The 12,589-nt window shown below is 44.2% G+C and carries 11 protein-coding genes; 6 read left to right on the forward strand and 5 right to left on the reverse strand.

Annotation, left to right across the window (positions count from 1 at the left end):
* Nucleotides 1–259 precede the first annotated feature (259 nt).
* Both ACHUFN_RS09190 and ACHUFN_RS09195 read left to right on the forward strand, forming a co-directional pair.
* Nucleotides 260–670, forward strand: a complete 411-nt coding sequence (locus ACHUFN_RS09190; protein ID WP_394222052.1) for a hypothetical protein — start codon at nucleotides 260–262, stop codon at nucleotides 668–670.
* Nucleotides 671–718: 48 nt separating this feature from the next.
* Nucleotides 719–1,156 carry a DUF2177 family protein gene (locus ACHUFN_RS09195; protein ID WP_394222053.1) on the forward strand — a complete coding sequence of 146 codons (438 nt, stop codon included), beginning with the start codon at nucleotides 719–721 and terminating at the stop codon, nucleotides 1,154–1,156.
* Here the strand turns inward: ACHUFN_RS09195 and ACHUFN_RS09200 are convergent.
* Together ACHUFN_RS09200 and ACHUFN_RS09205 are read right to left on the reverse strand one after the other, a co-directional pair.
* Nucleotides 1,134–2,288: a fatty acid desaturase family protein gene (locus ACHUFN_RS09200; protein ID WP_394222054.1), complete on the reverse strand. Its 1,155-nt coding sequence runs from the start codon at nucleotides 2,286–2,288 to the stop codon at nucleotides 1,134–1,136. The two genes, ACHUFN_RS09195 and ACHUFN_RS09200, sit on opposite strands and share 23 nt — an antisense overlap.
* On the reverse strand, nucleotides 2,285–3,343 hold the full coding sequence (locus ACHUFN_RS09205) for a flavin reductase family protein (protein ID WP_394222055.1): 1,059 nt from the start codon (nucleotides 3,341–3,343) through the stop codon (nucleotides 2,285–2,287). Before ACHUFN_RS09205 ends, ACHUFN_RS09200 begins: the two co-directional genes overlap by 4 nt.
* Before the next feature lie 286 nt (nucleotides 3,344–3,629).
* Between ACHUFN_RS09205 and ACHUFN_RS09210 the strand changes: the two genes are divergently transcribed.
* The 3 genes from ACHUFN_RS09210 (at nucleotide 3,630) to lysS (ending at nucleotide 6,948) form a co-directional block, all read left to right on the forward strand.
* Complete coding sequence (locus ACHUFN_RS09210) at nucleotides 3,630–3,869, forward strand: hypothetical protein (protein WP_394222057.1); 240 nt, start codon at nucleotides 3,630–3,632, stop codon at nucleotides 3,867–3,869.
* A gap of 388 nt (nucleotides 3,870–4,257) precedes the next feature.
* Nucleotides 4,258–5,356, forward strand: a protein-coding gene (prfB, locus tag ACHUFN_RS09215) for a peptide chain release factor 2 (protein WP_394222058.1) whose coding sequence is annotated in 2 segments (ribosomal slippage) — nucleotides 4,258–4,332 and nucleotides 4,334–5,356 — 1,098 coding nt in all. Because the reading frame shifts where the segments join, the coding sequence is not laid out codon by codon here.
* 23 nt (nucleotides 5,357–5,379) lie between these two features.
* Nucleotides 5,380–6,948, forward strand: a complete 1,569-nt coding sequence (gene lysS, locus ACHUFN_RS09220; protein WP_394222059.1) for a lysine--tRNA ligase — start codon at nucleotides 5,380–5,382, stop codon at nucleotides 6,946–6,948.
* A gap of 40 nt (nucleotides 6,949–6,988) precedes the next feature.
* On the opposite strand, the gene ACHUFN_RS09225 is transcribed toward lysS, so the two are convergent.
* Genes ACHUFN_RS09225 through ACHUFN_RS09235 form a run of 3 tightly spaced genes read right to left on the reverse strand, consistent with a single transcriptional unit; the run spans nucleotide 6,989 to nucleotide 9,351 of the window.
* Entirely contained in the window at nucleotides 6,989–7,960 is a 972-nt protein-coding gene (locus ACHUFN_RS09225) for a ketopantoate reductase family protein (protein ID WP_394222060.1), read from the reverse strand.
* 42 nt (nucleotides 7,961–8,002) lie between these two features.
* Complete coding sequence (locus tag ACHUFN_RS09230; RefSeq protein ID WP_394222061.1) at nucleotides 8,003–8,785, reverse strand: pseudouridine synthase; 783 nt, start codon at nucleotides 8,783–8,785, stop codon at nucleotides 8,003–8,005.
* Entirely contained in the window at nucleotides 8,785–9,351 is a 567-nt protein-coding gene (locus ACHUFN_RS09235) for an Hpt domain-containing protein (RefSeq protein ID WP_394222062.1), read from the reverse strand. The genes ACHUFN_RS09230 and ACHUFN_RS09235 overlap by 1 nt, the downstream gene beginning before the upstream one ends.
* 290 nt (nucleotides 9,352–9,641) lie before the next feature.
* Here ACHUFN_RS09235 and ACHUFN_RS09240 point away from each other — a divergent pair, with 290 nt between their 5' ends.
* A complete protein-coding gene (locus tag ACHUFN_RS09240; protein WP_394222064.1) occupies nucleotides 9,642–12,536 on the forward strand; it encodes a M16 family metallopeptidase in 2,895 nt (964 codons plus the stop codon).
* Nucleotides 12,537–12,589: the final 53 nt, after the last annotated feature.

The raw sequence follows: 12,589 nt of genomic DNA on the forward strand, positions 1-12,589 counted from the left end.
GAATAAAATTTCAAAGGTTTTCGAATTTACTCGTTTTTGCAAAGCGACTTTATGTAACTATAAGTGTACAAGATTACAAGATTACAAGATTACAAGATTACAAGTGTACAAGATAAGGCGTTTAGAAAGGGCTAAGGTACGCGTTTGCAACGTTAACCTTAGCTGTAGAATACGGTTATTAAAATAAATGAATAGTTTTTAAGAACTTATCTGTTCCACATGGTCATAAATAAAAGTCACGAATAATTGAGAATAAACAATGCGAGCAGTTAATTTGATTGCGGTACTTTTTCTTATTGGATGTGGTGCTCAGCCTCAAGAGAAGGTACCCAGTTTAGAAGAAGTTGCAAAATTGGAGCAGGTGGTTGATACCTCATTGCCACTAGTGCAGCAAGCGTATTCAATTGAAACTCAAGAGGTATGCGAACGCCAGGGCGGAAGTTGGAAGAAAATTGGTAGACAGCAATCTTTTGGATGCGTTTTGCCCACCGCTGACGCTGGTAATGTGTGTAATGACAGTAGGGAATGTGAAGTAGCATGCATTGTTGATGATAACGACATAAAAGCGGGTGAAGAAGTACAGGGCGTATGCTTGAACAATACTGACTTATTAGGCTGCAGATCGTATGTATCAAATGGCGTAGTCGAGCAGACACTTTGTGTCGATTAGTATTTGTGACAAACTAAAACATTATTTATTTCAACAGGGATATGTTTCATGCTTTCCAATATCATCCGTTTCGCAAAAAATATTGTAGTGTCGCTTGTAGCGATTTTTGTGTGTTTTGGCTTACTAGATTTTCTGTGGCTGGGCATAATTGCTGATGGTTGGTATCAAAGTGAAATGGCGCCTTTGCTTCGAAGTCAGTTTATAACCTGGCCATGGTTAGTTTTTTATTTGATGTACGGCTTTGTGGTGTTTGTGCTGGCTGTAGTGGCAAACCGAGATAAGTCGCTTCTTTATGCTGGCATAGACGGCGCATTTCTGGGTTTGGCTAGCTATGGTGCCTACAATCTAACGGCTTACAGCATAATTGAAGGCTTCACCTTGTTCATTATGGCAATAGATTGGGTGTGGGGCACCTGCCTAACCAGCGCAAGCGCGATGGCTGGCTGGTTAGGATTTCAGGCGTTTAAGGAAAAGAATAGCGGATGATGCGTTTCAACACGCTAGAATATTGCTTTAAGAAACTTCCTGTATTGTAGTGCATCCCATGCGCCTTAAACACAGCTTGTACTTTTGGCGCTATTTCTCGATACCGTTTTGCTGGAATATCAGGAAATAGATGATGCTCAATTTGAAAGCTTAGATGCCCTGTAAGCACATGGAATACATTGCCACCTTGAATGTTTGAAGAGCCAAGTGCTTGTCGATAGTACCATTGGCCGCGTGATTCGTTTTTACAGTCTTCTTCGTTGAAGGTTTCCACGTCACCTGTAAAGTGACCGCAAAAAATGATTGTCGAAGTCCATAAATTTCGCAGTAAATTCGCAATAAGGTTGCCCGACAATACCCAAAGAAATAACGGCCCAGCAAGCAAAGGGAACAGTACATAGTCTTTTACCAACTGGCGTGTCCCTTTGCTAAAAAAGCGCTTTTTTAGCTCGCTGTGGGTAACGTGATTTTTACGGTTGTTTTTTTTCTTACCAAAGAAAACGCGCTCGGCCGCCATTTCATGATACGACACTCCCCATTGGAACATAACGCTTAACAGCACGTAAGTAATGAATTGCCAGAGGTTTTTGACTCGCCAACGAAAGTCATTTGATAAGCGAAGCAGCCCATAACCAAAATCACGGTCTTTCCCAATAATATTGGTGTACGTGTGATGCTCGTAATTGTGAACACGGTTCCAACTCGCGCCATCACACGCAATATCCCATTCGTAGCTTATCGAGTTGATATGCTTGTCATTCATCCAGTCGTACTGGCCGTGCATTACATTGTGCCCAATTTCCATATTATCGAGAATTTTTGCAGCGGCTAAACTCAAAACTCCCGCAACCCAAAGCAAAGGCTGTAAGAAACCAAGCATTAGCAATATTCGCCCGCACCACTCACACAATCGCTGAATACGAATGATACCTCTAATATAACGGGCGTCTTCAGCGCCAATTTTCTGTTTTACTTCCGCTTTTATGGTGTCTAGCTGCAGGGCGAGTTCATCATAATTTGGCTTTTCTTTGACGCTTGAAGCTTCACTAGCTTGAGCTAGTTGCACTTGCGCTAATTGTTCATTAGACACGTCTTCTTGTCGTACAGAGTCTTTCAAAACGCTGGTGTTCATAGTTGAATCTCCAAATCGGTAACAGCCTGCGAAACACACAGTTGAATGAGCTGTTCTGCGCCATCTGAAAGATCGCCTGTGCGAGTGTCCCTTATCACGCCGCGCTTTTTAATGCATTGACACTGATGGCAAATGCCCATGCCGCAACCGTAAGTAACGGGGTGTTTCGCCTGTAGAAGTTGAGTAAGTAATGTTTGCTGATTATTTACGCTTAACGTTTGGCCGTTATGAAGCAAGGAAAAATTTTTCTCTTCGTCTAGGTCTTTTTTATTAACGACAGGTAAAGCACTGAAGTGCTCGCTCTCTAACGAAACATTCACGACATTTGCTACGTTTTCTACCTGAGCATATAAATTATGAGGGCCACACACTAACCAATGCGCATTAGCATGATGTGAAAGGTGTGCATCTACCTCACCGTCTCTTTGCCTGTTTAAGAGTTGAAAAGAAAAGTCTTTACTGCGCATTTTAAAAGCAGTTAACTCCTCACAAAGCACGTGTTCGTTGGGCTTGGCGAAGTAAAGAAGATGGATAGGGGGTTCGTTAATTGAACCGTTTTCAAATGCATCTTCAAGCATGGCAATAAAAGGGGTAATTCCAGAGCCGCCAGCAACCATAAGCAAAGGTTTGTCGGTGGCGGGCAATATGAAACTCCCTTTGGGTTCAGAAATATTCACCCACTCATTTGCTGAGCATGAATTAAGATAAGGGGTTAGCGCCCCTTGTTTTTTCACTTTAGTGATAAGCCGAACACACTGAGACGTTTTATGAGTACTGGTGCCGCATGCAAGGGTAAATATACGTGTAGTAAGCTTTCCATTCACTTCAATTGTTAATGCGATATGTTGACCTGCTCTGTGATGAGGCCACGCTTTTTCAGGCTTAAGAACCACTTCAAGCATATCGTGGTTCAGGTTTTTAATTGATATTAGCTGAGCTCTGAAATAACCCTCACGCCATGCCGGTTTGTACCGCTGTATTAGCACTTCCCAGTAGCCTCGCCAGGAAGCGTGATGAAAAAAGCGATGAATAAAATTATCAAGTAAGCCTTTCAAGGAACAAGTCACACCTTTACATTTGTTTGTTTAGTCTTTCATTGATAATGAAGATAATTAAAAAACTTAAGCGTACACGTGTACGCTCACTGAGCGCACAAGTGTACGCTTAAGTTTTTCTTCGTCAAGTGAATTGTTAGGGTAGGTGTTTTTATTATTGTTGAGCAGGCAGCGTACTTTTTTGATTTTTAAAAAGAATGTTGCCGCTACTATGGCTTCTGATGTATCGCAGATTTCAATTTCGTTCACGTAGATAATGGCGAAGTGTTTGACAAAATTTTGATCTATGAAGATCGGTACAGCAAAAGAGCGCGCAGAAATCGTATTATTTGAAGGGGGGAAGCGTGGTGAAATCGCAGTATCGATTAGTGTTGTCTACATCCCTCGGTTTCGATACAACCAAGCAAAAATTCCGCTACAAGTGATGATAGAAGAAGCTACGACCCATGATCTTGAAATAGGCTCGCCATCTGGGCACCGCAATGCAAGGGTAGCGCCCGCTAAATCTTGGCAGTCAAGCAGTTGACCTACCGCCAAGACTAAAAGCCCAAGCAATACCCCAATTACAGCATAAGACAGATTGTTGAACGACATACTTTTCCTAAGATCAAAATTCAAATAACGCGTGCGCTTAGTGGCATTATTTATTGGGCTTTGCTCCAAACTGGTGCATCCAAACACGTATTTTATTAACATGGAACAACTAATGTATGTATTCTTATAGTCTTTGACCGCTTATCCAATGGTAAGTGACAGCTATTAAACGGCAAAAACACCCATTTCAACGAAATGTTTAGTATTCATACGGAAATATACGTTGTGCAGCAGTCGCAATATTTGCGCCAACCCCTATCAAAATTCCTTCAAATTCGGTACTATCCGCGGTCTTAAATTTTTAATGAACTAAGCGGACTATGTTTGAAATAAACCCCGTTACGAATGCGATAAAAGATATCCGCGAGCGCACACAAGCGCTTAGGGGGTATCTTTGACTTTGATGCAAAGTCAGAGCGTTTAGAAGAAGTTAGCCGAGAATTAGAAAGTCCTGACGTTTGGAACGAGCCAGACAGAGCACAGGCACTTGGCAAAGAAAAAGTTGCCCTTGAGCAAATTGTAGAAACAATTCACAAGCTCGATCAGGGTACTGAGGACGTAGAAGGTCTTGTAGAACTGGCAGTTGAGGCCGAAGATGAAGACACCTTCAACGAAGCACAAACCGAGCTTGAAGGCTTAATTGAGCAATTAGAAGTGCTTGAATTTCGCCGCATGTTCTCTGGTCCAAACGACGAAAACGACTGCTATATTGATATTCAGTCGGGCTCAGGTGGAACAGAAGCACAAGACTGGGCCAATATGCTACTTCGCATGTATTTGCGTTGGGGAGAAGCCCACGGCTTTAAAACCGAACTTATTGAAGTGTCGGAAGGCGAAGTTGCAGGTATTAAAAGTGCAACGTTACGCGTGCAGGGCGAGTATGCTTTTGGTTGGCTGCGTACAGAAACGGGCGTGCACCGTTTAGTTCGCAAGTCGCCGTTTGATTCGGGTAATCGACGTCACACGTCGTTCTCTTCAGCGTTTGTTTACCCTGAAATTGACGACGATATCGATATTGAGATTAACCCGTCTGATTTACGTATCGACACCTATCGCGCATCGGGCGCGGGTGGTCAGCACGTAAACAGAACCGACTCTGCGGTACGTATTACCCACGAGCCTACGGGCATTGTGGTGCAGTGTCAAAACGATCGCTCGCAGCACAAAAACAAAGATCAGGCGATGAAGCAGTTAAAAGCCAAACTTTATGAGTTTGAACTGCAAAAACAAAACGCTGAAAAACAAGCGATGGAAGACAGCAAATCTGATATCGGCTGGGGAAGCCAAATACGCTCTTACGTTTTGGACGACTCTCGCATTAAAGATTTGCGCACTGGCGTAGAAACACGCAACACTCAAGCCGTGCTAGATGGCGACTTGGACAAATTTATTGAAGCCAGCCTGAAATCTGGGCTGTAAACCGAACAACGAAGTGAAAGGTTATGACTGACCAACAAACAGACGATAACAAATTGATTGCAGAGCGCCGTGCTAAGCTAAGCGCTATTCGCGAGCAGTGCCGTGCAAACGGTTTCCCAAACAGCTTCCGTCGCGAAAACTATGCTGATGAACTTCAAGCTAAGTTCGGTGAATTCGACAAAGAAACCTTGCAAGAACAGGGTAACAAGGTAAGCATTGCTGGCCGTATTATGGCAAAGCGTGGTCCTTTCTTATTGCTACAAGATATGACAGGCCGCATTCAGGCATACGCTGACAAAGATACGCAAAAAGATCTTAAAGCCAAGTACGGTGCGCTAGATATTGGCGACATTATTGGTGTGGCGGGCGACCTACATAAGTCAGGTAAAGGCGACCTTTACGTGAACATGGAGCAATACGAGTTGCTAACAAAAGCACTTCGTCCATTGCCAGAAAAATTCCACGGTTTGAGCGACCAAGAAACGAAATATCGCCAGCGTTATGTGGATTTGATCACAAGCGAACAAACGCGCAAAACGTTCATGATCCGAAGCAAGATCGTAAACGGTATTCGTAAGTATCTTACCGAGCGTGATTACTTAGAGGTAGAAACGCCAATGCTACAGGTAATTCCAGGTGGCGCGACGGCTAAGCCATTCGTAACGCATCACAATGCGCTAGATATTGACATGTACCTGCGTATTGCACCTGAACTTTATCTTAAGCGTTTAGTGGTAGGTGGGTTCGAGCGTGTGTTCGAAATTAACCGCAACTTCCGTAACGAAGGTTTATCAACTCGTCACAACCCAGAGTTTACTATGCTTGAGTTCTACCAAGCGTATGCAGACTACAATGACCTGATGAACCTTACCGAAGATATGCTGCGCACGTTGGCAGAAGATATTCTTGGTACGACTACAATCAAGAACACCACTAAAGACGCGGAAGGCAACGTAACTAGCGAAGTGGAGTACGACTTTGGTAAGCCGTTCGACCGTTTAAGCATGGGCGAAGCCATTCTTAAATACTGGCCAGAGGCAAACGAGGCAGCGATTCGCGACCCAGAAGCGAACCTTGACGCACTTAAAGCTATGGCAAAGCAGCTTCATATTAAAGAGCCTGAAGTTGACGGCATTTGGGGTGCGGGTAAGTACCTTTGCGAAATTTTTGAAGCAACCGCTGAAGAAAAGCTTGTGCAGCCTACTTTTATTACGGAATATCCGTGGGAAGTATCGCCGCTTGCGCGTCGCAATGACAACAACCCTTTCATTACCGACCGTTTTGAGTTCTTCGTAGGTGGACGTGAATTAGCAAACGGCTTTAGTGAGCTTAACGACCCAGAAGATCAAGCAGAACGTTTTGCTAAGCAGGTTGAAGAAAAAGATGCGGGCGATGATGAAGCTATGCACTTTGACGATGACTATATCCGCGCGCTTGAATATGGCCTACCGCCAACAGCGGGTGAAGGTATTGGTATCGACCGTCTTGCTATGCTTTTCACAGACAGCTCAACTATTAAAGATGTTATCTTGTTCCCACATATGAAGCCTCAAGCGCCTAAAGACGCGCAAGAAGCGGGTGAGCAAGAATAGTCGTTAGCATTAAATAAGGTAGTTTAAGTGCTCGGCGCTGTTAAAGCTTCAGCGCCTGTACACGCTCTACTAAAAGGGTATTCACGGGAACGTGAATACCCTTTTTCTTTGCCTTATCTACAAGGTAACCATTAATCGCATCAATCTCCGTTTGTCTGCCGTGCGAAACGTCCTGATGCATACTCGAGTAGTTCTCACCTGTGGCTGTGGCAACACAAAGCACGTCTGCATGTACCTCATCTTCAACAAAGTTAAACCCATATGCGTTAGCCACTAGCGTGAACTCATGGCATATCGCGCTACGAGTTTGCTCAAATTCAGCATCAGCAATGTGTTTGTTTTGAATGTTATGAATAGCCGTTAACGGATTAATTACGGCATTGATTGATAACTTAGTCCACAGCGCCTCATCAATTGCAGGGTGATATTGCACAGGTGGTAATGCCCTATCTAGCAAGGCGACTGCATTGGCTAGTAAAGGCGTTGTTTTCAGCAGGGCAGGCAATGTTTGAGGTCGCGGTTCTGCTGGTTCTGGCACGCCAATTTGAGTAGCGCCAAGCCCTGTATATTTCACTTGAATATTGCCATTGGGCGATGCCACTTTTAAGGCGCCATGACTCGTTGTTGCAACAAGCAGCGGATAGTCATGACCCAGTAATTCATGGGCAACTTCAAGTCCGCCCATGCCATTGTGCAGCAGTACGATAGTTGGCTTTTTTTGAGTAAGATATGGACGCCATCGTAAAATAGCGTCTTTTAGCTGATAGACCTTTAAAGGAAACACCAGTACGTCCGCTTTATCTAAATAAATAGGACAGGTTTCGGGCGGCTTAAGAGCAATCTGTTGCCCGTCTAGCCACAGGGCCTTAGTTGGCATGGTTTCGATGCTGCGAGGGTAGCAGTTATAGGGAACGCTATTTAGTTGTGCGCTCGCGGCTAGCAGGCAGCCTATGGCGCCGCCGCCAACAATATGTAGCTTTCCTGAGTTTCCAAGGTTATTTAGCTTACTCATTATTTTCTTAATACCCTAAGTCGCTTTTCACACGCATTGGGTTTAGGTAGAAACAAAACGCGTTGGCAGTGCAGGCCAAGGATAGTCTTGTGGTGCATCAAGAGCACTGTACCAGGCCTGTACTTCCTCTTCACAAACAACGTTGCCAGAATTAAATGGTGCGGTTACCGTTATTTCTCCAGTAGAGAGGGGGAGTCGCAGATGCCATGCGTGAAGATAAAGTCTGTCAGCAGGCGCACCGCCATACAAGCTATCGCCTAAAATAGGCGCGCCCACGCTTTTAAGAGCTACACGAATTTGGTGGGTTTTACCAGAATGTGGTTTTACTATGAAGCCTCGCGTACCCGGTTTTGCCGCCTGACTAAAAAACTGGGTGATGGCTGGGTTTTCTTGGGTCTTAAGTAAGATGCGCTGCCCGCCGCGGCGATTTTTCATATCGCCTACTATCGTGCCTTGTTTCTTTTTAGGCTTTTGATGACTTAGCGCTAAATAAAACTTGCTAACACGCCGCGATGAAAATAGCTCACCAATTTGAGCGGCCGTAGCGGCATTCTTGGCAAGGCACAAACAGCCCGAGGTGCCGGTATCTAATCGATGACAAAGGTGTAGCTCTTTAACGGCTAACTGTTTTTTAAGAAGGGTGACGATGCCCGCTGTTCTGGCGTTTTGGTGGGTATTGACAGTTGCCTCAACCGCTAACGCTGGGTTTTCACTTTCGATAGTATCTACATCAGCTGCTTCAACGGCGTCGTGCATAGCGACGCCAACGGGTTTGTTAACAACAAGAATATCTGCGTTTTCGAAAAGAACGGGGATCGGCTGCACTAGCTATTTTCTAACTCTGAAATGGCTTCTTCGTAATCAAGTTCATCAACTGCATCGACAATGGCGGCGCGTTTTTCTTGAGGCAGGGCTAGGGCATCAAGCCATTCGTCTAGCTTTTCTTGCGCTATAAACTCGCTGGCTTTTAAGGCAGCCATTAATTGTTTGCGAGCTTGCTCCGCAGCTGCACCATTTGCCGGGGCGGGGGCAGAAGCGTTCGATTCAGGTTCTTTTATTAGTGTATCTACAGCTGCAATCGTTTCATCTAGCACTGCTTTGAAAGCTGGGTATTCATCGGCAACGCGCTTATCGTTTCTAAAACCGCTTTCTACTGGTTTGCTCGCATTGTGCAAAGCAAATAAACCTAGGTTACCTGTCACTCCTTTCAAGGTGTGAACAAGAGAGTAGGCTTCATTAAAATCACCTTTTGCAATATGTGCTTGTAAGTCAGCATCAAGAGAACGGTATTCGTCTGTAAACTTACCAAGCAGGGTGAACAAAAGTTTTTTGTTGCCGCTTAGCTGAGACATCCCAAAATCAATATCGAGTACTGTTGTTGACTGATCCATGCAACTATCCTTTAACGCGCTATTTTCTATTCCCAAACGGAACCATTCGTCAGATCATTCGTACCACTTGTCGAATAAATCTGGCTACAACCTATTTTACAAAAGACTGTGGAGTGTAAGTGTATTTCAGAAATACACAAATTAATACAATCATAGCAAAGTCGAGGCAGGTAAAGCGTTAAAAAGTCTGGTAGTCTTCGAAAACTCGCTAGCGCTTGAATATTTAATGAAGGTGCATTTCAGCATTTAATGCTAGCCGGAAAATGCATGGTTATTTAAAAGGAATCAACATGTCAGGAAAGCTGACCTTACGTACTCTGTGTATCACCTTGGGTGTTATTGCTGTAACTGCGTGCCAACACGCACCAAAAGAGCAAAATGCAAATCAAGCGAATGTTCAAACCGATTTTGAAACAGTTTTTGAAAAAGGTACGTTGAACTCAGTTTCTATTCCCTACGAGAAATATACACTAGATAATGGACTGACTGTTATTCTTCACGAAGACCATTCAGACCCACTTGTTCACGTTGATGTAACCTACCACGTTGGCTCGGCTAGAGAAGACTTGGGTAAGTCAGGGTTTGCGCATTTCTTTGAACATATGATGTTTCAAGGTTCAAAACATGTTGCTGACGAGCAGCACTTTAAAGTTATTACAGAGTCGGGTGGTAATTTAAACGGTACAACCAATACCGACCGCACCAACTATTTCGAAACAGTGCCTGCCAACCAATTAGAAAAAGTCCTTTGGCTAGAATCTGACAGAATGGGCTACCTGTTAGAAGCCGTAGACCAAACTAAGTTTGAAAACCAAAGAGAAACGGTTAAAAACGAACGTGCCCAACGAGTAGACAACCAGCCCTACGGATTGCGTTTTGAGCTAAATGGGGAAGCACTGTATCCCGAAGGGCACCCGTACTCGTGGATGACCATAGGTTATGTTGAAGACTTAGATCGCGTTAACGTAAACGACTTAAAAGCGTTTTTTAAGCGTTGGTACGGTCCTAACAACGCCGTACTGACTATTGGTGGCGATATCGATGTGGCGAAAACCAAAGCGTGGGTAGAAAAGTATTTCGGTGAAATTCCAACAGGCCCTAAAGTTGAAGAGCCAAAGCCTCAGCCCGTTACGTTAAACGAAACGCGTTATATGACGCTGGAAGATAACGTTCACCTTCCGCTTTTACAAATAACCTATCCCACGGTATATGGCCGTCATGAAGATGAAGCACCACTAGATGTGTTGGCCGATATCTTAGGCGGTGGAAAAACCTCGCTGTTTTATAAAAATCTAGTTAAAGAAGGGCTGGCAGTGCAGGCTGTAGTATCTCACCCGTGCCGCGAACTTGCCTGTGAATTCCAATTGGTTGCCTTGGCTAACCCAGCCAAAATCACGTCGCTTGCAACCTTACAAAATGTGTTAAACGAAACACTTAAAGAGTTTGAAACACGTGGCGTAACGGCCGATGATTTAGCGCGTACAAAAGGCCAAATTGAAGCGCGTACGGTGTTTGGCTTGCAAAGCGTTGCTGGAAAAGTATCTGCGCTTGCCGCTAATGAAACCTTTTATCAAACCCCAGATTTGATTGCCGACGATATAGCGCGCTATAACGCAGTGACAGCAGAAGACGTGATGCGGGTTTACAACAAATATATTAAAGACGCAAATAGCGTAGTGTTAAGCGTAGTGCCAAAAGGGCAGGTACAGCTTGCTGCGGCTGAGCAAACCTTTGAACGTCCAGTAAGAAACATTGACGTTGACACCCTCGAAGTTGCCGATGAAGAAGCGTTCACTAGTGCGCCATCAAGCTTCGATAGAAGCGTGATGCCAAAAGCTGGTGAGGCACCTGTGGTAGAAGTGCCTGATTACTGGGAAGCAGAGCTTGCCAACGGCATTGAGGTTCTTGGTGTAACCAGCACAGAAACACCAACCGTAACGCTAACACTAGGCATGGATGGCGGCATGCTGCTAGACCCTAAAGGCAAAGCAGGCACTGCTTACTTAACGGCGTTGCTAATGAATGAAACCACAGAGAACTACAGCAATGAAGAGTTGGCCAGCGAACTAGCAAAGCTTGGAAGTGCCATTCGATTTAGTACCGCAGGCAGATACTCACAAGTTTATGTGTCTACCTTAACTAAGCATTTAAATGAAACTCTCGCGCTGTTGAAAGAAAAACTGTTTAATCCAGCGTTTACTCAAGAAGACTTTGACCGCATGAAAGAGCGTGTTTTGCAGGGCCTACAGCAACAGGCTAAAACGCCGTCTAGCATTGCTCGCCGCGCAAGAGATTTGGTTTTGTTTGGTGAGGAAAACCGTGTGAGCCTGCCGGATGAAGGGACACTTGAAACGGTACAAAATATTACTTTAGAAGATGTTAAAGCGTTTTACGCTAACTACTATTCACCTGATAAAGCTAGCATTGTTGTAGTGGGCAACTTACCGAAAAAAGCCATGGTGAAAACATTGGATTTTGTTGGCCAGTGGAAAGGAGAAAGCTACGATTTTGCCGATTACAGCGAGTTCCCTCAGTACAATGAGAACCAAATTTTCTTGGTTGATAGCCCTGAAGCAGTTCAGTCTGTAGTGTACATCGTTGATAGAAGCTTGCCTTTCGATGCGACAGGCGATCACTTCAAATCTCGTCTTATGAATTTCCCATTAGGCGGTGCATTTAATAGCCGTATTAATTTGAACCTACGAGAAGATAAAGGATTTACCTATGGTGCAAACAGTGGTTTTGTAGGCGGTAAAACCTTGGGGTGGTTTGAATCAAGTACCGACCTTACAGCTGCCAATACCGGCGAAGGTATTCAAGAAATTTTAAATGAAATAGAGCGTTATCGTACACAAGGGGTTTATGAAGACGAAATTGCGTTCATGCGCAATGCCTTTACCTTAAGTGATGCGCTTGAATTTGAAACCCCGACCAGCAAAGCACGCTTTTTAAGACAGCTATTAAGCTATGGACTAGACAAAGGCTATCGTGAAGAGCAACTAAATATAATTAATAACATCGACAAGAAAACAATAGACGCACTAGCAAAGCAATATTTGAATCTCGACAAGATGCAAATTATTGTAGTAGGCGACAAAGCTAAAGTTTTGCCTCAGTTGAACGCGCTGTCGATGCCAATTATCGAGTTATCAGTAGAGAGTAACACCCGAGAAACGTTAAACTGATAAATTGATTTTTGTTGAATTTACACTATTGCCCCCCATAACAGGGGGCAATA

Origin of the sequence: Alteromonas gracilis, from assembly GCF_043642145.1 — a bacterium.
GTDB classification, from domain to species: Bacteria; Pseudomonadota; Gammaproteobacteria; order Enterobacterales; family Alteromonadaceae; genus Alteromonas; species Alteromonas gracilis_B.